This is a genomic window from Streptomyces sp. NPDC057253, from assembly GCF_042669125.1.
Lineage (GTDB): Bacteria > Actinomycetota > Actinomycetes > Streptomycetales > Streptomycetaceae > Streptomyces.
On sequence record NZ_JBHUXV010000051.1, the window covers coordinates 44,366 to 64,477 of the forward strand.

Sequence of the window (20,112 nt, forward strand, 5' to 3'; positions counted from 1 at the left end):
ATGTTTGACACAGTGCTTGTCGCCAACCGGGGCGAGATCGCGGTCCGCGTCATCCGCACCCTCCGCGCGCTGGGCGTGCGCTCGGTCGCCGTCTTCTCCGACGCGGACGCCGACGCACGGCACGTCAGGGAGGCCGACACCGCCGTACGGCTCGGTGCGGCGCCGGCCGCGGAGAGCTATCTGTCCGCCGAGCGGCTCCTGGAGGCGGCAGCCCGCACCGGCGCCCAGGCCGTCCACCCCGGCTACGGCTTCCTCGCGGAGAACGCGGCCTTCGCGCGTGCCTGCGGGGATGCCGGGCTGGTCTTCATCGGGCCTCCCGCGGACGCCATCGCGTTGATGGGCGACAAGATCCGCGCCAAGGAGACGGTCCAGGCGGCCGGGGTGCCGGTCGTCCCCGGCGGCCGTGACCCCGAACTGGTCGAGGCAGCGCGCGCGTTGGGCGCCCCCGTGCTCCTGAAGCCCAGCGCGGGCGGCGGCGGCAAGGGCATGCGGCTGGTGCGGGACCTCACCGTCCTGGAGGAGGAGATCGCCGCCGCCCGCCGGGAGGCCCGCGCCTCCTTCGGCGACGACACGCTGCTCGTGGAGCGGTGGGTGGACCGGCCCCGGCACATCGAGATCCAGGTGCTGGCGGACGGCCACGGAAACGTGATCCACCTCGGCGAACGCGAGTGCTCGCTCCAGCGGCGGCACCAGAAGGTCGTCGAGGAGGCGCCCAGCGTCCTGCTGGACGAGGCCACGCGCGCGTCCATGGGCGAGGCGGCGGTGGAGGCGGCCCGCTCCTGCGGCTACCGGGGCGCGGGCACCGTGGAGTTCATCGTGCCGGGCGACGACCCGTCCTCGTACTACTTCATGGAGATGAACACCCGCCTCCAGGTGGAGCACCCGGTCACCGAACTCGTCACCGGCCTGGACCTGGTGGAGTGGCAGCTGAGGGTCGCGGCGGGCGAGCGGCTCGCCTTCGGCCAGGAGGACATCGCACTGACCGGACACGCGATCGAGGCCCGCATCTGCGCGGAGGACCCCGCGCGCGGCTTCCTGCCGTCCGGCGGCACCGTGGTGAGGCTGCGCGAGCCCCGGGGCGACGGCGTCCGCACCGACTCCGGGCTCAGCGAGGGCACCGAGGTCGGCAGCCTGTACGACCCGATGCTGTCCAAGGTCATCGCGTACGGCCCCGACCGGGAGACCGCGCTCAGGAAGCTGAGGGCGGCCCTCGCGGAGACGGTGACCCTGGGCGTGCAGACCAACGCCGGGTTCCTGCGCCGGCTCCTCGCCCATCCGGACGTGGTGAAGGGCGAGTTGGACACCGGGCTCGTGGAGCGGGTGGTGGACGAGCTGGTCCCCACCGACGTACCGGACGAGGTGTACGAGGCGGCGGCGGCCGTACGGCTCGCGCAGTTGCAGCCGGAAGGCGGCGGCTGGACGGATCCGTTCTCGGTGCCGAGCGGGTGGCGGATGGGGGGCACTCCGAAGCCCGTCGGCTTCCATCTGCGGGTGCAGGACCCGGTCGAGTACGTGCCGCGCGGCACCCACACCGTCACCGACGACCAGGTCACCGTCACCCTCGACGGCGTCCGGCACACCTTCCACCGCGCCGCCGACTGGATCGGCCGCGACGGCGACGCCTGGCAGGTGCGGGACCACGACCCGGTGGCCGCGTCCCTCACCCGGGCCGCCCACGCCGGCGCCGACTCGCTCACCGCGCCCATGCCCGGCACGGTGACCGTCGTGAAGGTCGCCGTCGGGGACGAGGTGGCCGCGGGGCAGAGTCTGCTCGTCGTCGAGGCGATGAAGATGGAGCACGTCATCTCCGCCCCGCACGCCGGCACGGTCGCCGAACTGGACGTCACGCCGGGCACCACGGTCGCCATGGACCAGGTGCTGGCCGTGATCGCACCCCTTGAGGAGGTGGCGCGGTGACCCTGCCCATGACGGTCCCCGAAGCCGGTCTGCCCACCCGCGTCCGCATCCACGAGGTCGGCGCCCGTGACGGCCTCCAGAACGAGAAGTCGACCGTGCCGACGGAGGTGAAGGCGGAGTTCGTGCGCCGCCTCGCCGAGGCCGGGCTGACCACCATCGAGGCGACGAGCTTCGTCCACCCGAAGTGGGTGCCCCAACTCGCGGACGCGGAGCAGCTGTTCCCACAGGTCAGCGACCTGCCCGTGGATCTGCCGGTCCTCGTCCCGAACGAACGCGGCCTGGACCGCGCGCTGGCCCTCGGAGCCCGCCGCGTCGCCGTGTTCGCCAGCGCCACCGAGTCCTTCGCCAAGGCCAACCTCAACCGCACGGTCGACGAGGCACTGGCGATGTTCGAACCGGTCGTCGGCCGGGCCAAGGCCGAGGGCGTGCACGTGCGCGGCTATCTGTCGATGTGCTTCGGCGACCCCTGGGAGGGCGCGGTCCCGGTCCCCCAGGTCGTCAAGGTCTGCCGCGCCCTGCTCGACATGGGCTGCGACGAACTGAGCCTCGGCGACACCATCGGGGTGGCGACCCCGGGCCACGTACGCGCGCTGCTCACCGAGCTCGACGTGCCGGTCGAGAAGGTGGGCGTGCACTTCCACGACACCTACGGCCAGGCCCTCGCCAACACCTACGCCGCCCTCCAGCACGGCGTCACCACCGTGGACGCCTCCGCGGGCGGCCTCGGCGGCTGCCCCTACGCCAAGTCCGCCACCGGCAACCTCGCCACCGAAGACCTCGTGTGGATGCTTCAGGGCCTCGGCATCGACACCGGCGTCGACCTCGGCCGTCTTGTCGCCACCAGCGTCTGGATGGCCGAACACCTGGGCCGACCCAGCCCGTCCCGCACCGTCCGCGCCCTCTCCCACCAGGAGTGAACCCCCGATGGACCACCGCCTCTCCCCCGAGCTGGAAGAACTCCGCCGTACCGTCGAGGAGTTCGCCCATGACGTAGTGGCGCCGAAGATCGGCGAGTACTACGAGCACCACGAGTTCCCCTACGAGATCGTCCGAGAGATGGGCCGCATGGGCCTGTTCGGGCTGCCGTTCCCCGAGGAGTACGGCGGGATGGGCGGCGACTACCTGGCGCTCGGCCTCGCCCTTGAGGAACTCGCGCGCGTGGACTCGTCGGTGGCGATCACCCTGGAGGCCGGCGTCTCCCTGGGCGCCATGCCGCTGCACCTGTTCGGCACCGAGGAGCAGAAGCGCGAGTGGCTGCCCCGGCTGTGCTCGGGCGAGATCCTGGGCGCCTTCGGCCTGACCGAGCCGGACGGCGGCAGCGACGCCGGGGCGACCCGGACGACGGCCCGCCTCGACCCCGACACCGACGAGTGGGTCATCAACGGCACCAAGTGCTTCATCACCAACTCCGGTACCGACATCACGGGGTTGGTCACCGTCACCGCGGTCACCGGCCGCAAGCCCGACGGCAAGCCGCTGATCTCCTCGATCATCGTCCCCTCGGGCACCCCCGGCTTCACGGTCGCGGCACCGTACTCGAAGGTCGGCTGGAACGCCTCGGACACCCGTGAGCTGTCCTTCTCCGACGTCCGCGTCCCGGCGGCCAACCTGCTGGGCGAACAGGGCCGCGGCTACGCCCAGTTCCTGCGGATCCTCGACGAGGGCCGGATCGCCATCGCGGCGCTCGCGACCGGGCTCGCCCAGGGCTGTGTGGACGAGTCCGTGAAGTACGCGAAGGAGCGGGAGGCGTTCGGCAGGCCCATCGGCGCCAACCAGGCGATCCAGTTCAAGGTCGCCGACATGGAGATGAAGGCCCACACCGCCCGGCTCGCCTGGCGGGACGCGGCCTCGCGGCTGGTGGCCGGCGAGCCCTTCAAGAAGGAGGCGGCCCTCGCCAAGCTGTACTCCTCCACGATCGCCGTGGACAACGCCCGGGACGCCACCCAGATCCACGGCGGCTACGGCTTCATGAACGAGTACCCGGTGGCCCGGATGTGGCGCGACTCCAAGATCCTGGAGATCGGGGAGGGCACGAGCGAGGTCCAAAGGATGCTGATCGCAAGGGAGTTGGGGCTGGCGGGCTAGACCACGACCCACCGGGCACCCACCGCCCGGACGACGGGGCGAGGCCCCCGCCCTCTGGACATCTTGTGAGGTTAGGCTAACCTACCTTCCAACTTGTCCGGCGGGCGCTTCGCCCCGTTCGAAAGCAGCCACACATGTCCAACGCAAGAGTCGCCCACCTCACCCGCCGCGGCATCCTCGCCGCGGGTGGCGCCCTCGGCCTCGGTGCCGTGCTCGCAGCCTGCGGAGACGACGACTCCAGCGCGACGGGCGCGGGCAAAGAGACCACGGCGGCCAAGTCCGGCCCCTGGTCCTTCAAGGACGACCGCGGCACGACCGTGAAGCTGGACAAGGTCCCGACCAAGATCGTCGCCTTCACCGGCGTCGCGGCCGCGCTCCACGACTACGGCATCGAGGTCAAGGGCGTCTTCGGCCCCACCAAGACCAAGGACGGCAAGGCCGACGTCCAGGCCGGCGACATGGACGTCAGCAAGCTGACGGTCTTCGGCAACGTCTGGGACCAGTTCAACGTCGAGGAGTACGCGGCCTTCGGGCCCGAGGTCCTCATCACCACGATGTTCGACAGCGCCGGCACCCTCTGGTACGTCCCGGCGGCCTCCGCGTCCAAGATCGCCAAGCTGGCGCCGAGCGTCGGCATCTCCGTGTACGACCGTCAGATCACCGCGCCGCTCCAGAAGGTGTGGGAGCTGGCCGAGTCCCTCGGCGCGGACATGACGGCGGCGAAGGTCACCGACGCGAAGAAGCGGTTCGAAACGGCGTCGGAGCGGCTGCGGGCGGCCGCCAAGGCCCACCCCGACATCAAGGTGCTCGCCGGGTCCGCCGCGCAGGACGTCTTCTACGTCTCCGGCTCCAACCTCTCCATCGACCTGGAGTACTTCAAGGCGCTCGGCGTGAACTTCGTGGAGCCGTCGGCGTCCGTGCTGAAGGCCTCCGGCGGTTGGTACGAGTCGCTCAGCTGGGAGAACGTCGACAAGTACAAGGCCGACATCATCATGATGGACGACCGTACGGCGACGATTCAGCCGGCCGACATCACCGAGGCGACCTGGAAGAAGCTGCCGGCGGTCAAGGCCGGGCAGGTCATCGCTCGTTCCCCCGAGCCGATCCTGTCGTACGACAAGTGTGTGGCGATGGTGGAGAACCTCGCGGAGGCGATTGAGACCGCGAAGAAGGTCAGTTAGGGCGCGTACTTGGCTGCCGGTCCGTTGTGGCTGGTCGCGCAGTTCCCCGCGCCCCCAGGTAGGCGTACCTGACGTCGATTCAGGAGTTAACCGATGACTACGGCCGTAGCCGCCCCGTTCCGCTTCTTCTCCCTCCAAGTGGCACGGACGAGGCGGCTTGGTCCGTCCTTGGTCCGCGTCACCTTCACTGGCGACGACCTGATCGCATTCCACTCACACGGGCACGATCAGTCGCTGTCGCTCTTCCTCCCCGCCGAAGGGCGGGACGAGCCCGGGGTTCCCGTGGAGCTCGGGGACGGGTGGTGGCAGGCCTGGCGGGAGCAGCCCGATGACGTACGGGCGGTGATGCGGTCGTACACCCTGCGGGGTCTGCGCCGCGAACCCGACGAGATCGACATCGACTTCGTGCTGCATGAGCCCGCCGGGCCCGCGTCCCGGTGGGCCGCACGCGCCTGTGCCGGGGACAGGGTCCAGTTGCTCGGGCCCGCCATCGCCGACAACCGGGCCATTCGGTTCCGGCCGCCCGCCGACACCGATCTCATGCTGCTGTGGGGCGACGAGACCGCGCTGCCCGCCGTCTCCGCGATCCTCGAAGCCCTTCCCGCCGGTCAGCGGGCCCGGGTCTGGCTGGAGGTGCACGACGCCGGGGACATCCAGGATCTGGCGACCGAGGCGGACGCCGAGATCACCTGGCTCGTCGGGGAGAAGGCGCTCGGTGTCGTCCGGGAGGCCCAACTGCCGCCCGCCGAGCGGCCGTACGTCTGGATCGCGGGCGAGTCCGGGTGCGTGAAGGAGCTGCGCCGGCATTTCGTGCGCGAGCGCGGGATCGACCGGCGGCGGGTCACCTTCGTGGGGTACTGGCGGCTCGGCATGACCGAGGAGCAGTTGCGCGCGGCCGAATGACCCCCGTCGACGTGACGGCGGTCACGGCAGGGGCGGGTTTCGCGCGTGACTAGTTAGGTTAGGCTTACCTAAGTTGAAGCCGGGAACACTACCCCCGCTCCTGCCCCCGTCCCGCACGGATCGTCCCCACCGGAGGACCCCAGCATGCGCTCGCACCTGCTCAATGACACGACCGCGGAGACGTACCGACGCTCCGTGACCGAGGGAATCGAGCGGGTGGCGGCCAAACTCGCCACCACCTCCCGTCCGTTCACCGGCGTCACCGTCGACGCCCTCTCCCCCCGCATCGACGCGATCGACCTCGACAAGCCCCTGCTGGACACGACGGCGGTGCTCGACGAGCTGGAGGACGTCTACCTCCGGGACGCGATCTACTTCCACCACCCCCGCTACCTCGCCCACCTCAACTGCCCGGTCGTCATCCCGGCCGTGCTCGGCGAGGCCATCCTCTCCGCCGTCAACTCCTCCCTGGACACCTGGGACCAGTCGGCCGGCGGCACCCTGATCGAGCGCAAGCTGATCGACTGGACGACCGCGCGCATCGGCCTGGGCCCGTTCGCCGACGGCGTGTTCACCTCCGGCGGCACCCAGTCCAACCTTCAGGCCCTGCTCCTCGCCCGTGAGGAGGCCAAGGCGGACACGACGGCCAAGCTGCGGGTCTTCGCCTCCGAGGTCAGCCACTTCAGCGTGAAGAAGTCCGCCAAACTCCTCGGCCTGGGCGCCGATGCGGTCGTCTCCATCCCCGTGGGCGCCGACAAGCGGATGCAGACCGTCGCCCTCGCCCGCGAACTGGAGCGCTGCCGGCAGGACGGCCTCGTGCCCATGGCCGTCGTCGCCACCGCCGGCACCACCGACTTCGGCTCCATCGACCCGCTGCCCGAGATCGCCGAGCTCTGCGAGCAGTACGGCGCCTGGATGCACGTCGACGCGGCCTACGGCTGCGGACTGCTGGCCTCGCTGAAGTACCGGGACCGCATCGACGGCATCGAGCGCGCCGACTCCGTCACCGTCGACTACCACAAGTCCTTCTTCCAGCCGGTGAGTTCGTCCGCCGTGCTGGTCAAGGACGCCGCCACGCTCCGGCACGCCACCTACCACGCGGAGTACCTCAACCCGCGCCGCATGGTGCAGGAACGCATCCCCAACCAGGTGGACAAGTCCCTCCAGACCACCCGCCGCTTCGACGCCCTCAAGCTGTGGATGACCCTCAGGGTGATGGGCGCCGACGGCATCGGCAAGCTCTTCGACGAGGTCTGCGACCTGGCCGTCGAGGGCTGGCGGCTGCTCGCCGCCGACCCGCGCTTCGACGTCGTGGTCGAGCCCACGCTCTCCACGCTCGTCTTCCGATACATCCCGGCCTCGGTCACCGACCCCGCCGAGATCGACCGCGCCAACCTGTACGCCCGCAAGGCCCTGTTCGCCTCCGGCGACGCGGTGGTCGCGGGCACCAAGGTGGGCGGCCGCCACTACCTGAAGTTCACCCTGCTCAACCCCGAGACGACGGTCGAGGACATGTCCGTCGTCCTCGACCTGATCGCCGGCCACGCCGAGCAGTACCTGGGAGAGTCCCTTGACCGCGCGTCCTGAAGCCCCGAGCAAGACCTACGACTTCGTGGGGATCGGGCTCGGCCCGTTCAACCTGGGCCTCGCCTGCCTGACCGAACCCATCGCCGAACTCGACGGCATCTTCCTGGAGTCGAAGCCCGACTTCGAGTGGCACGCCGGCATGTTCCTGGACGGCGCCCACCTCCAGACCCCGTTCATGTCGGACCTGGTCACCCTCGCCGACCCGACCTCGCCGTACTCCTTCCTCAACTACCTGAAGGAGAAGGGGCGGCTGTACTCGTTCTACATCCGCGAGAACTTCTACCCGCTGCGGGTGGAGTACGACGACTACTGCCGCTGGGCCGCGAACAAGCTGAGCAGCGTCCGCTTCGGCACCTCGGTCACCGAGGTGACGTACGACAGTGACGTGTACGTCGTGACGACGGCCACGGGTGATGTCTTCCGCGCCCGCCATCTGGTCCTCGGCACCGGCACCTCCCCGCACTACCCGGAGGCGGTGCGCGGCCTGGGCGGCGACTTCTTCCACAACTCCCGCTACGTGCAGCACAAGGCGGAGCTCCAGCGGAAGGAGTCGATCACGATCGTCGGCTCCGGTCAGTCCGCGGCGGAGATCTACTACGACCTCCTCAGCGAGATCGACGTCCACGGCTACCGGCTGAACTGGGTCACCCGCTCGCCGCGCTTCTTCCCCCTCGAATACACCAAGCTCACGCTGGAGATGACCTCCCCGGAGTACATCGACTACTACCGCGAGCTGCCCGAGGCCACCCGCTACCGGCTCACCGCCGAGCAGAAGGGCCTGTTCAAGGGGATCGACGGCGACCTGATCAACGAGATCTTCGACCTGCTCTACCAGAAGAACCTCGGCGGCCCGGTCCCCACCCGGCTGCTCACCAACTCCTCGCTGAACAGCGCGCGTCACGAGAACGGCACGTACACGCTCGGCTTCCGCCAGGAGGAGCAGCAGAAGGACTTCGAGATCGAGTCCGAGGGCCTGGTGCTCGCCACCGGATACCGGTACGCCGAGCCGGAGTTCCTGGCCCCGGTCAGGGACCGCCTGGTCCACGACTCGCACGGCAACTTCGACGTGTCCCGCACCTACGCGATCGACGTGACGGGCAGAGGCGTCTTCCTCCAGAACGCCGGCGTCCACACCCACAGCATCACCAGCCCCGACCTGGGCATGGGCGCCTACCGCAACAGCTGCATCATCCGGGAGCTGCTCGGCACCGAGTACTACCCGGTCGAGAAGACGATCGCGTTCCAGGAGTTCTCGGTATGACTTTCACGTTCCGGCCCCTCGACCCGCTGAAGGACGCCGAGTTGCTGCACGGGTGGGTCACCCACCCCAAGGCCGCGTTCTGGATGATGCAGGACGCGAAACTGGAGGACGTCGAGCGGGCCTACATGGACATCGCGGCCGACGAGCACCACCACGCGCTCCTCGGTCTCGACGCGGACGGCGAACCGGCGTTCCTGATGGAGAAGTACGACCCGGCCCACCGCGAGCTGGTCGGCCTGTACGAGCCGGGGCCCGGTGACATCGGCATGCACTTCCTCACCCCGGCCACCGACACGCCCGTGCACGGCTTCACCCGGTCCGTCATCACCGCCGTGATGGCCCACCTCTTCGAGGACCCGGCCGTCCAGCGGGTCGTCGTGGAACCCGACGTCTCCAACAAGGCCGTCCACGCCCTGAACGAAGCGGTCGGGTTCGTGCCCGAGCGCGAGATACAGAAGCCGGAGAAGAAGGCCCTGTTGAGCTTCTGCACACGGGAACGCTTCTTTGACATTCAACACAGCGTGGCGGCCACGGGGGTGTCCGCGTGAGCCTCGTCGACGCCGTGTCCCACCTGACCCCCGAGCGCTGGGAGACGGCCAACCGCCTGCTGATCCGCAAAGCCCTCGCCGAGTTCGCGCACGAGCGGCTGATCGAGCCCGAGGAGACCGACAAGGACCAGTACGTCGTCCGCAGCGACGACGGCAAGACCCGCTACGACTTCACGGCCGTCCGCCGTGCCCTCGACCACTGGCAGGTCGACGCCGACTCCCTCACCCGCCACCGCGACGGCACCGAACTCCCCCTCGCCGCCCTGGACTTCTTCATCGAGCTGAAGGACACCCTCGGCCTGAGCGACGAGATCCTGCCGGTCTACCTGGAGGAGATCTCCTCCACCCTCTCGGGCACCTGCTACAAGCTCACCAAGCCGCGCATCCCGGTCGCCGAGCTCGTCCGTTCGGGTTTCCAGGACATCGAGACCGGCATGACCGAGGGCCACCCCTGCTTCGTCGCCAACAACGGCCGGCTGGGCTTCGGCGTCCACGAGTACCTCTCGTACGCCCCCGAGACCGCGAGCCCGGTCCGCCTGGTCTGGCTCGCCGCCCACCGCTCGCGCGCCGCGTTCACAGCCGGGGTCGGCATCGAGTACGAGTCCTTCGTACGCCAGGAGCTGGGCGAGGAGACCGTCGAGCGCTTCCACGGCGTCCTGCGCGACAAGGGCCTCGACCCGGCCGACTACCTCCTCATCCCGGTCCACCCCTGGCAGTGGTGGAACAAGCTCAGCGTCACCTTCGCCGCCGAGGTCGCCCGCGAGCTGCTGGTGTGCTTGGGCGAGGGCGACGACGAGTACCTGGCCCAGCAGTCCATCCGGACCTTCTTCAACCGCTCGCACCCCGAGAAGCACTACGTGAAGACGGCCCTGTCCGTCCTCAACATGGGCTTCATGCGCGGACTGTCGGCCGCCTACATGGAGGCGACCCCGGCCATCAACGACTGGCTCGCCCAGCTCATCGACGGCGACCCGGTCCTGAAGTCCACGGGCCTGTCGATCATCCGCGAGCGGGCCGCCGTCGGCTACCGGCACCTGGAGTACGAGGCCGCAACCGACCGCTACTCGCCGTACCGCAAGATGCTGGCCGCACTGTGGCGCGAGAGCCCGGTCCCGTCCCTCCAGGACGGCGAGTCGCTCGCCACCATGGCCTCGCTGGTCCACGTCGACCACGAGGGCCGGTCCTTCGCGGGCGCGCTCATCGAGCGGTCGGGCCTCACCCCGACCGACTGGCTGCGCCGCTACCTGCGCGCCTACTACACCCCGCTCCTGCACAGCTTCTACGCCTACGACCTGGTGTTCATGCCGCACGGCGAGAACGTCATCCTGGTCCTCAAGGACGGCGTGGTCGAGCGGGCCGTCTACAAGGACATCGCCGAGGAGATCGCCGTCATGGACCCGGAGGCGGTGCTGCCGCCCACGGTGGAGCGGCTGCGGGTCGAGGTCCCCGACGACAAGAAGCTGCTGTCGATCTTCACGGACGTCTTCGACTGCTTCTTCCGCTTCCTCGCCGCGAACCTCGCCGCCGAGGGAGTCCTGGAGGAGGAGGACTTCTGGCGCACGGTCGCCGAGATCACCCGCGACTACCAGCACTCGGTGCCCGAACTGGCCGACAAGTTCCGGCAGTACGACATGTTCGCGCCCGAGTTCGCCTTGTCCTGCCTCAACCGGCTCCAGCTGCGCAACAACAGGCAGATGGTCGACCTGGCGGACCCCTCGGGCGCACTCCAGCTGGTCGGCACCCTGAACAATCCCATCGCGGGCCTGTAGCTGGGCCCCACCTGCCAGACGGGGCTCGGGAGTACGGTCCTCCCGAGCCCCGTCTTCCCCACCCCGGTCCGCTGCCCGCCCCCGACCCGAATGCCAGAATTTCCCCATGGCGGAAATCCTCCAGAAGGACGGCACATGGGTCTTCGACGGCGACGCGCTGCGGCTGACGCCGGGCCGGGACAAGAACGTCGGCCTGCTCCGCAGGACACTGGGTGAACTCGTCATCCCGCTCGGCGCGTTGGCGGGCATATCGTTCGAACAGGGCAAGAAGACAGGCAGGTTGAGGCTACGGCTGCGCGACGGCGCCGACCCCCTGCTGCACGCCACCGGCGGCCGGCTCACCGAGCCGCACGACCCCTACCAGCTGACCGTGGAGTCCGACCGCTACGGCGTCGCCGAGTACTTCGTGGACGAGGTCAGAAACGCCCTGCTCCTGGACCAGGTCCCGACCGACCCCGTGGACGGCTATCTGCTGCCGGGCCCCGCCGTCCCCCTCGCGGTGTCCGCCGGTGACGGCACCGCCGCCTTCGACGGCGAGCACATCCGTCTGGAGTGGAACTGGAAGACGGAGGACGCCAAGGCCTCCGCGGGACCCCGCACCCTCGCCGTGACCGATGTCGTCGCCGTGGAGTGGCAGCCCGCGGTCGGCCTGGAGAACGGCCATCTGCGCTTCACCGTCCGGCACGCCCCGACCAAGGCCCCGCCCAAGTACGACCCCAACGCGGTGGAGCTGTGGGGCTTCAAGAAGGACCCGCTGATGGCCCTGGTCGCGGCGGCGGTCCAGGCCAGGCTTCCGCACCCGGCCCGGGCCGCCGCCGTACCGGCGAACAGGGAGCCACGACCGGAAACGCCTTCTTCTCCGGTCGCCTCCGCCGAGGACGGCCATGACGCACTCCTGCGCCGGCTGCGCGAGCTCGGCGAGCTGCACCGCACGGGTGTCCTGACGGACGAGGAGTTCACGATGGCCAAGCAGGCGATCCTCAAGCGGATGTGAACGGCCCTGCGGGGGCCGTCACTTCGCCTTGCGCGCCACCGTGAAGTGGTCGATGCGGTCGCCGGTCTCGGCGATGCCCGACACCTTCAGCCGGGCGTAGTGGCCGCGCGGGGCGGGCTCCACGTCCACGCGCAGGAAGGAGTAGTTGAGGTAGCGCACCCGGGACCAGACGACGGTCTCGTTGACCTTGCCGTCCTTGGTGTTGATGAAGGAGGCGACCGAGTCGACCTCGTTCAGGTGCCCCTCGTAGGAGTCCGGCGCGGTGAACGCGTACAGGCTGCGGCCGGCGGCGCCCGCGGTGACGTAGACGACGCCCTCGGTCTCGGGGTACGCGGTCTCGCCGATCGGGAGCTTCTTGACGACCTTGTCGCCCTTGATGACGTCGGTGCGCTCGTACTGGTGGTTGTGGCCGTTGATGACCAGGTCCACCGTGTACTTCTCGAACAGCGGCACCCACTCCTGGCGCACGCCCCCCTCCGAGGCGTGCGCGGTGGAGGTGCAGTAGGCGCAGTGGTGGAAGAACACCACGATGAAGTCGATGTCCTTGGACGCCCGGTACTTCTTCAGCTGCGCCTCGAACCACTTGGTCTGGGTGCCGCCGGAGATGCCGAGGTTGGCCGGGATCTCGAAGGAGACGTCGTTCGGGTCCAGCGAGATGATCGCGGTGTTGCCGTGCACGAAGGAGTAGACGCCCGGCAGGTTCTTCTTGTCCGGCCCGTTGTCGGGGAGCGAGAAGCGGGCCTCCTCGCCGCCGTAGCCGTTGGGCGAGTACCAGGCCTCCATGTCGTGGTTACCGTAACTGACCATCCACGGCACGGACTTGGCGACCGACTCGGTCTGGGCGAGGAACTGGTCCCACACCCGGGAGTCGAAGCCGGTGTCGGCGGCCTTGCCGGCGCCCGCCGGGTCGGCGTAGGCGATGTCGCCGGCGTGCAGGTGGAAGGCCGGGTTCTGGCCGAGGATCAGGCTGTCGTTGGCCAGGCCGTGGTAGCTGACGCCCTGGTCGCCGAAGGCGGTGAAGGTGAACTTCTCCTTGTGCGCGGGCGCGGTGGTGAAGGTGCCCAGGGTGCCCGCCAGGTGCGGCTCGGCCGGGTCGAAGCCCTGGTGGCCGACGCCGTAGTAGTAGGTCCGGCCCGGCTTGAGGTGGGTCAGCTTGGCGTGGACGTAGTACTGGGTGTGGTCAGCGCTGACGCCGACACCGGCCGGGGTGTACAGGGCGCGCACCTCGGCCTCGATCTTGCGGGAGAGGTCCCAGGGGTGGGCGCCGATGCGGACGAAGGGCTTCTTGACGGCGACCGGGACCTGCCACGAGATCGTCATCTCGGTGCGGGCGTCGGCGCCGTAGGCGAGGTGGCGGCCGAAGGGGGCCACCAGGGAGCCGTCGACGGTCGCGGCGGAGGCGAAGGTCCGGGTGGGCGTGGCGGCCTGGGCGACGGCGCCGGGTACGAACGCGCCACCGGTGACGGCGCCCAGCGTGACGGCACCGCCCCTGATCATGGTGCGCCGGGAGAATCTGGCGCGCAGGTACTCGTGCTGTTCGGCCATGCTCATGCGCTCGGCGAGCTGGTCCGGTACTCCCATGCGAGGAATGTCCATGGCGTCTGAAACTCGTCTCCCTGGGCGACGGACCGCAGGACGCAGGATGGACAGCTCGCGAACAGGCACTCATGAGAGATTCAATGTTCTCCCAAGGACCATTAACAGACGCTTGCCCGAAACCGGGCAGGATTCTTGCGAAAGCCGCTCCGGTCCCTCAGGATCTACCGGGTGCACGACGAACTCGTTGATCATCTGACGCGGTCCACGCCCCTGAGCCGGGGCGAGGCGCTGCGGGTGGTCCAGGACGTGCTCGCCTACTTCGACGAGACGACCGCGGAGTTCGTCCGTCGCCGCCACCGCGAGCTCCAGGCCCAGGGCCTGGTCAACGCGGAGATCTTCGACCGGATCGAGGCGGATCTGAAATACCGGGCGGTCGCGCCGCCGGAGCTTACGCTCAGGCAGTTGCGCCGCATCGTCTACGGCTAGGAATACCCATATATGTGCGGAATCGTCGGTTACATCGGCAAGCGTGACGTCGCCCCCCTGCTGCTGGAGGGACTCCAGCGGCTGGAGTACCGCGGCTACGACTCGGCGGGCATCGTCGTCACCTCGCCGAAGACGGCGGGCCTGAAGATGGTCAAGGCCAAGGGCCGGGTGCGCGACCTGGAGGCCAAGGTCCCGGCCCGCTTCAAGGGCACGACCGGCATCGCCCACACCCGCTGGGCGACCCACGGCGCCCCCTCCGACGTGAACGCCCACCCGCACCTGGACGCCGAGGGCAAGGTCGCCGTCGTCCACAACGGCATCATCGACAACGCCTCCGACCTGCGCCGCAAGCTGGAGGCGGACGGCGTCGAGTTCCTCTCCGAGACCGACACCGAGGTCCTCGTCCACCTGATCGCGCGCTCCCAGGCGGAGAAGCTGGAGGACAAGGTCCGCGACACCCTGCGGGTGATCGAGGGCACCTACGGCATCGCCGTGATGCACGCCGACTTCAGCGACCGCATCGTGGTGGCCCGCAACGGCTCCCCGGTCGTCCTCGGCATCGGCGAGAAGGAGATGTTCGTCGCCTCGGACATCGCCGCGCTGGTCGCCCACACCCGGCAGATAGTGACGCTGGACGACGGCGAGATGGCCACCCTCAAGGCCGACGACTTCCGCACCTACACGACCGAGGGCACCCGTACGACGGCCGAGCCCACCACGGTCGAGTGGGAGGCCGCCTCCTACGACATGGGCGGCCACGACACCTACATGCACAAGGAGATCCACGAGCAGGCCGACGCCGTGGACCGTGTGCTGCGCGGCCGCATCGACGACCGCTTCTCCACCGTGCACCTCGGCGGCCTGAACCTGGACGCCCGGGAGGCCCGCCAGATCCGCCGCGTGAAGATCCTCGGCTGCGGCACCTCGTACCACGCGGGCATGATCGGCGCCCAGATGATCGAGGAGCTGGCCCGCATCCCCGCGGACGCCGAGCCCGCCTCGGAGTTCCGCTACCGCAACGCGGTCGTCGACCCCGACACCCTCTACATCGCGGTCTCCCAGTCCGGTGAGACCTACGACGTCCTCGCGGCCGTCCAGGAGCTGAAGCGCAAGGGCGCCCGGGTCCTCGGCGTGGTGAACGTGGTCGGCTCGGCGATCGCCCGCGAGGCCGACGGCGGCATCTATGTGCACGCCGGCCCCGAGGTGTGCGTGGTCTCCACCAAGTGCTTCACCAACACCACGGTGGCCTTCGCGCTGCTCGCCCTGCACCTGGGCCGCACCCGCGACCTCTCCGTCCGCGACGGCAAGCGGATCATCGAGGGTCTGCGCAGGCTGCCCGCGCAGATCACCGAGATGCTGGAGCAGGAGGAGCACATCAAGAAGCTGGCCGAGCAGTACGCCGAGGCCCGCTCGATGCTCTTCATCGGCCGCGTCCGGGGCTACCCGGTGGCCCGTGAGGCCTCCCTGAAGCTCAAGGAGGTCTCCTACATCCACGCGGAGGCCTACCCGGCCTCCGAGCTCAAGCACGGCCCCCTGGCGCTGATCGAGCCCGCCCTCCCCACGGTCGCGATCGTCCCCGACGACGACCTGCTGGAGAAGAACCGCGCCGCCCTGGAGGAGATCAAGGCCCGCAGCGGCCGCATCCTGGCGGTGGCCCACCAGCACCAGGAGAAGGCCGACGAGACGATCGTCGTCCCGAAGAACGAGGACGAGCTGGACCCCATCCTGATGGGCATCCCGCTCCAACTCCTCGCCTACCACACGGCGTTGGCCCTGGGCCGGGACATCGACAAGCCGCGCAACCTCGCGAAGTCGGTGACGGTGGAGTAGGCGCCGCTCCCGCACAAGGGACGGACCCCTCGTGGCGCCACCGCGCACGGGGGGTCCGTTCGATCGCGCCGGAGCCGCCCAATACACCGGCGCCGACTGCCACTTGGCCGGTGACCGTCACGCCCCGGCCGGCAGCCCATGACGGCTATATGCCCTTCACAAGGGCGCAAACACGTCTACGCGCGAGTAGATTCACCCATCTCACCAGGGCGAACCGCGCGTTACGGAATGACGATGACGGGCCGCTTCGCCCGCTTGGCGAGCCGCCCCGCGACGGAGCCGAAGATGCGCCCGACGATGCCGTGGGTGGAGCCGACGACGATCGCGTCCGCCTCGTACTCCCGCCCGACCTCCTCGAGTTCGTGGCAGATGTCGCCGCCGCGCTCGACGAGGATCCAGGGCACCTCGGCCAGGTAGTCCGCACAGGCGAGCTCCAGGCCGAGCACCTCGGTGCGGTGGTCGGGGACGTCGACGAAGACCGGTGGCTCGCAGCCGGCCCACACGGTGGTGGGCAGCCGGTTGGCGACATGCACGATGATCAGGCCCGAGCCCGAGCGATGCGCCATGCCGATCGCGTACGCGAGGGCGCGCTCGCTGGAGGTGGAGCCGTCGAACCCGACGACGACGCCGTGCTTGAAGGCGGGGTCGCAGGAATGGCGTGGCTCTTCCGCCGCCAGGGGCTCGGCCGCCGTGGGATCGGCGACGGGCCGCTTGCGGTCCGCTGGTTCGGAGAATTCGTGACCGGCCATGGCTGTCTCGGCGTTGTGATCCTTGTATGGGAGGGACGGCCCTGTGCGGCGGAGCTGTGTCCGGGAATCGTCTTTCCCGCCCCATACCCCCAAGGGTACGGCGCCACGCCTCCTTAGCCCAGATCCCGCCCTCGCACTGTGGGGGTTCCAGGGAGCATGCACGAGGGGGCGCCCGTAACGCAATGGTTGCTGCGCTGTACAGGCGGTTTGCACAGGATTCGCGCTCCGGCCCCGCCTCCGGGCCCCGGCCCGGACCCCGGACGGCCCCTCGACACAGTGACCGACGGGTCGAACACGCGTTGAATGCGTGAGCCACGCCGCGGGGAGACGCCACAGGGAGCATGCGATGACCGGACACCGACCGCCCTCCGAGGACACCGGCACGGACGTGATCCGCTGGGCCGCCTTCAGCTGCGTCCTCGTGCCCGTGGTGCTGGTCTGGTACGGCACCTCGCTCGCCGGCGCCACCGGCACCGCGCTCGGCCTCGCCGCCGTCACGGCCGTCTGCCGTATTCTCCTGCGCCAGTCGGAACGCGGCGCGGCCCGGCTGCACGGGCGGGAAGGGGCGCCCCACCGTGGCCGCCGTCACAGGAGTGGCACCGGGGCCCGTCGAGGCGGTCGTCACACCGGGGGAAATACACCGGTCGGCTGACCGGTTTCCATGCACCGCGACGATTCTTTTCAGCCAACTTCCGCGTTGGGCGTGTCCCTTGCCCCGACCACCCCCCAACCCCCGTTCCACCTGCACGAATAGGGTCCTGGGGGTCGCGCGCACCCTACGTGGATTAGCCACTGCCACAAGGCGCACTTCCCTGCACGGCCCGTGAGTGCAACGCTTCGTGATCGAATGCTTTACGCCAAGTTGCCAAGTCGACAATGTGCCGGATGACGAACTGGTCACGCCGACACCACGGGACACAGTAGATTCGATCTTGACGTCTTATGGCGGGGGACTCGTGCCGGACCGAGGGGAAACGTGCTGGAGCGACATGCCCGACAAGTTAGGGGCGCCGCGACCACCGAGGGGGGCTTAGCAGTATGAGCCACGACTCCACTGCCGCGCCGGAAGCCGCGGCCCGGAAGCTTTCCGGGCGACGCCGCAAGGAGATCGTCGCGGTGCTGCTGTTCAGCGGCGGCCCCATCTTCGAAAGTTCCATACCGCTGTCGGTGTTCGGGATTGACCGCCAGGACGCCGGCGTGCCGCGCTACCGCTTGCTGGTGTGCGGCGGCGAGGAAGGCCCACTGCGGACCACAGGGGGCCTGGAACTCACCGCGCCGCATGGCCTGGAAGCGATCTCACGCGCGGGCACGGTCGTCGTGCCGGCCTGGCGCTCGATCACTTCTCCGCCACCGGAGGAGGCGCTGGACGCACTGCGCCGGGCGCATGAAGAGGGGGCCCGCATCGTGGGCCTGTGCACCGGCGCCTTCGTGCTGGCCGCCGCGGGCCTGCTGGACGGCCGTCCCGCGACCACCCACTGGATGTACGCGCCGACGCTGGCCAAGCGCTATCCGTCGGTGCACGTCGATCCACGGGAACTCTTCGTGGACGACGGCGACGTACTGACCTCGGCCGGTACCGCGGCCGGAATCGACCTCTGTCTCCACATCGTGCGGACGGACCACGGCAACGAGGCGGCCGGCGCGCTGGCCCGCCGGCTGGTGGTCCCGCCGCGCCGCTCGGGCGGTCAGGAGCGCTACCTCGACAGGTCTTTACCAGAGGAGATCGGCGCCGACCCGCTCGCCGAGGTCGTCGCCTGGGCGCTGGAGCACCTCCACGAGCAGTTCGACGTGGAGACGCTCGCCGCGCGCGCGTACATGAGCCGTCGTACCTTCGACCGCCGCTTCCGCTCCCTGACGGGCTCGGCCCCGCTCCAGTGGCTGATCACCCAGCGGGTGCTCCAGGCGCAGCGGCTCCTCGAGACGTCGGACTACTCGGTGGACGAGGTCGCGGGGCGCTGCGGCTTCCGCTCGCCGGTGGCGCTGCGCGGACACTTCCGGCGGCAGCTGGGCTCGTCCCCGGCGGCCTACCGGGCCGCCTACCGGGCGCGCCGCCCGCAGGGCGACAAGCCGGTGGTGGACAGCGACGGTCCGGTGGGAGGCCCCACGGGCCCCGCACCCAGCCCGCCGGTGCAGCTGCACCCGGAGGGCGGTCCGGTACCGCTCCAGACCCGACGCACCCCGGCCCCCGTGGGTCCGCCGTCGGAGAACGGCCGCGAGCTGTACGTGGGCGGCCGGGTGGGTCTTCCGGGCCAGCGCAGCGGAGCGTGACCTTCTCGACGCCGGGCGGGCACTTCAGCCCGTCCGGCGTTCGAGGACGAGGCCGTTCAGGCCGAAGCGGGGGTCCAGGGCAGCCCCCTGGTACGCCGACCCCGACACCGGTCACCCCAAAAGCGGACGCCAGCTTTAGGGTGGTCGCATGAACGATCGCATGGTGTGGATCGACTGCGAGATGACCGGCCTCTCGCTGTCCGACGACGCGCTCATCGAGGTTGCCGCCCTCGTCACCGACTCCGAGCTGAACATCCTCGGCGACGGTGTGGACATCGTCATCCGGCCGCCGGACCAGGCGCTGGAGACGATGCCGGAGGTGGTGCGTCAGATGCACACCGCGTCCGGACTGCTCGACGAGCTGTCCGGCGGCACCACGCTCGCCGACGCCGAGGAGCAGGTCCTCGCCTACGTCCGCGAGCACGTCAAGGAGCCGGGCAAGGCCCCCCTGTGCGGCAACTCCGTCGGTACCGACCGCGGTTTCCTGCTCCGGGACATGCCCACCCTGGAGGACTACCTCCACTACCGCATCGTGGACGTCAGCTCCGTCAAGGAGCTCGCGCGGCGCTGGTACCCCCGGGCCTACTTCAACAGCCCGGAGAAGAACGGCAACCACCGCGCCCTCGCCGACATCCGCGAGTCCATCGCGGAGCTGCGCTACTACCGCGAGGCGATCTTCGTCCCGCAGCCCGGACCCGACTCCGACACCGCGAAGACGATCGCCGCGAAGCACGTCCTGCCTGCGCAGTAAACCCTGGCGCGAGCACCCCTTCGGACCCTGTACACTTTTTCTCGGCCGGTCGGGGAAACCCGGACAGCCGAACATGGTGGGTGTAGCTCAGCTGGTAGAGCACCTGGTTGTGGTCCAGGATGCCGCGGGTTCGAGTCCCGTCACTCACCCTCGTCACCTCAGCCGGTGACCCTGGAGACAGGGTGCCGGGTCACGGGCGGTGCGACCGGCGGGATCCGGACATCACGCCGGCACGGGGCGGCGC

General features: G+C 69.6%; 17 protein-coding genes and 1 tRNA gene. 16 read left to right on the top strand and 2 right to left on the bottom strand.

Annotation, left to right across the window (positions count from 1 at the left end):
- The 10 genes from ACFULQ_RS26235 (at window position 1) to ACFULQ_RS26280 (ending at window position 12,245) form a co-directional block, all read left to right on the top strand.
- Window positions 1-1,917: an acetyl/propionyl/methylcrotonyl-CoA carboxylase subunit alpha gene (locus tag ACFULQ_RS26235; RefSeq protein WP_383547892.1), complete on the top strand. Its 1,917-nt coding sequence runs from the start codon at window positions 1-3 to the stop codon at window positions 1,915-1,917.
- Window positions 1,914-2,834 carry a hydroxymethylglutaryl-CoA lyase gene (locus tag ACFULQ_RS26240; protein WP_383547894.1) on the top strand — a complete coding sequence of 307 codons (921 nt, stop codon included), beginning with the start codon at window positions 1,914-1,916 and terminating at the stop codon, window positions 2,832-2,834. Before ACFULQ_RS26235 ends, ACFULQ_RS26240 begins: the two co-directional genes overlap by 4 nt.
- A gap of 7 nt (window positions 2,835-2,841) precedes the next feature.
- Window positions 2,842-4,002, top strand: a complete 1,161-nt coding sequence (locus ACFULQ_RS26245; RefSeq protein ID WP_383547897.1) for an acyl-CoA dehydrogenase family protein — start codon at window positions 2,842-2,844, stop codon at window positions 4,000-4,002.
- 134 nt (window positions 4,003-4,136) lie between these two features.
- On the top strand, window positions 4,137-5,183 hold the full coding sequence (locus tag ACFULQ_RS26250; RefSeq protein ID WP_383547900.1) for an ABC transporter substrate-binding protein: 1,047 nt from the start codon (window positions 4,137-4,139) through the stop codon (window positions 5,181-5,183).
- 93 nt (window positions 5,184-5,276) lie between these two features.
- Entirely contained in the window at window positions 5,277-6,086 is an 810-nt protein-coding gene (locus ACFULQ_RS26255) for a siderophore-interacting protein (protein ID WP_383547902.1), read from the top strand.
- A 144-nt stretch (window positions 6,087-6,230) separates the two neighbouring features.
- Complete coding sequence (desA, locus tag ACFULQ_RS26260) at window positions 6,231-7,673, top strand: lysine decarboxylase DesA (protein WP_383547905.1); 1,443 nt, start codon at window positions 6,231-6,233, stop codon at window positions 7,671-7,673.
- A complete protein-coding gene (locus ACFULQ_RS26265; protein ID WP_383547908.1) occupies window positions 7,657-8,934 on the top strand; it encodes a lysine N(6)-hydroxylase/L-ornithine N(5)-oxygenase family protein in 1,278 nt (425 codons plus the stop codon). Before desA ends, ACFULQ_RS26265 begins: the two co-directional genes overlap by 17 nt.
- Window positions 8,931-9,482, top strand: a complete 552-nt coding sequence (locus ACFULQ_RS26270; protein WP_383547911.1) for a GNAT family N-acetyltransferase — start codon at window positions 8,931-8,933, stop codon at window positions 9,480-9,482. Before ACFULQ_RS26265 ends, ACFULQ_RS26270 begins: the two co-directional genes overlap by 4 nt.
- Window positions 9,479-11,251: an IucA/IucC family protein gene (locus tag ACFULQ_RS26275; RefSeq protein WP_383547914.1), complete on the top strand. Its 1,773-nt coding sequence runs from the start codon at window positions 9,479-9,481 to the stop codon at window positions 11,249-11,251. Before ACFULQ_RS26270 ends, ACFULQ_RS26275 begins: the two co-directional genes overlap by 4 nt.
- Before the next feature lie 106 nt (window positions 11,252-11,357).
- Complete coding sequence (locus tag ACFULQ_RS26280) at window positions 11,358-12,245, top strand: DUF4429 domain-containing protein (RefSeq protein WP_383547916.1); 888 nt, start codon at window positions 11,358-11,360, stop codon at window positions 12,243-12,245.
- A gap of 18 nt (window positions 12,246-12,263) precedes the next feature.
- Here the strand turns inward: ACFULQ_RS26280 and ACFULQ_RS26285 are convergent, their stop codons facing one another.
- Window positions 12,264-13,826: a fibronectin type III domain-containing protein gene (locus ACFULQ_RS26285; RefSeq protein WP_383547919.1), complete on the bottom strand. Its 1,563-nt coding sequence runs from the start codon at window positions 13,824-13,826 to the stop codon at window positions 12,264-12,266.
- A gap of 186 nt (window positions 13,827-14,012) precedes the next feature.
- Between ACFULQ_RS26285 and ACFULQ_RS26290 the strand changes: the two genes are divergently transcribed.
- Window positions 14,013-14,270, top strand: a complete 258-nt coding sequence (locus tag ACFULQ_RS26290; RefSeq protein WP_383547935.1) for a hypothetical protein — start codon at window positions 14,013-14,015, stop codon at window positions 14,268-14,270.
- Between the two features lie 12 nt (window positions 14,271-14,282).
- Window positions 14,283-16,100 (top strand): glutamine--fructose-6-phosphate transaminase (isomerizing), encoded by a 1,818-nt coding sequence (gene glmS, locus ACFULQ_RS26295; protein WP_383547922.1) that lies wholly within the window; start codon window positions 14,283-14,285, stop codon window positions 16,098-16,100.
- 221 nt (window positions 16,101-16,321) lie between these two features.
- Here the strand turns inward: glmS and ACFULQ_RS26300 are convergent, their stop codons facing one another.
- The gene (locus tag ACFULQ_RS26300; protein WP_030314189.1) at window positions 16,322-16,849 is read right to left on the bottom strand and encodes a universal stress protein; all 528 of its coding nucleotides are present in this window, start codon (window positions 16,847-16,849) and stop codon (window positions 16,322-16,324) included.
- A 346-nt stretch (window positions 16,850-17,195) separates the two neighbouring features.
- Here ACFULQ_RS26300 and ACFULQ_RS26305 point away from each other — a divergent pair, with 346 nt between their 5' ends.
- The 4 genes from ACFULQ_RS26305 (at window position 17,196) to ACFULQ_RS26320 (ending at window position 20,017) form a co-directional block, all read left to right on the top strand.
- The gene (locus tag ACFULQ_RS26305) at window positions 17,196-17,501 is read left to right on the top strand and encodes a hypothetical protein (protein WP_383547925.1); all 306 of its coding nucleotides are present in this window, start codon (window positions 17,196-17,198) and stop codon (window positions 17,499-17,501) included.
- Between the two features lie 386 nt (window positions 17,502-17,887).
- Window positions 17,888-19,117 (top strand): GlxA family transcriptional regulator, encoded by a 1,230-nt coding sequence (locus ACFULQ_RS26310; RefSeq protein ID WP_383547927.1) that lies wholly within the window; start codon window positions 17,888-17,890, stop codon window positions 19,115-19,117.
- A 148-nt stretch (window positions 19,118-19,265) separates the two neighbouring features.
- Window positions 19,266-19,868 carry an oligoribonuclease gene (orn, locus tag ACFULQ_RS26315; protein ID WP_037819210.1) on the top strand — a complete coding sequence of 201 codons (603 nt, stop codon included), beginning with the start codon at window positions 19,266-19,268 and terminating at the stop codon, window positions 19,866-19,868.
- 76 nt (window positions 19,869-19,944) lie between these two features.
- A tRNA-His gene (locus ACFULQ_RS26320) sits at window positions 19,945-20,017 on the top strand.
- The last annotated feature ends 95 nt before the right edge of the window (window positions 20,018-20,112 follow it).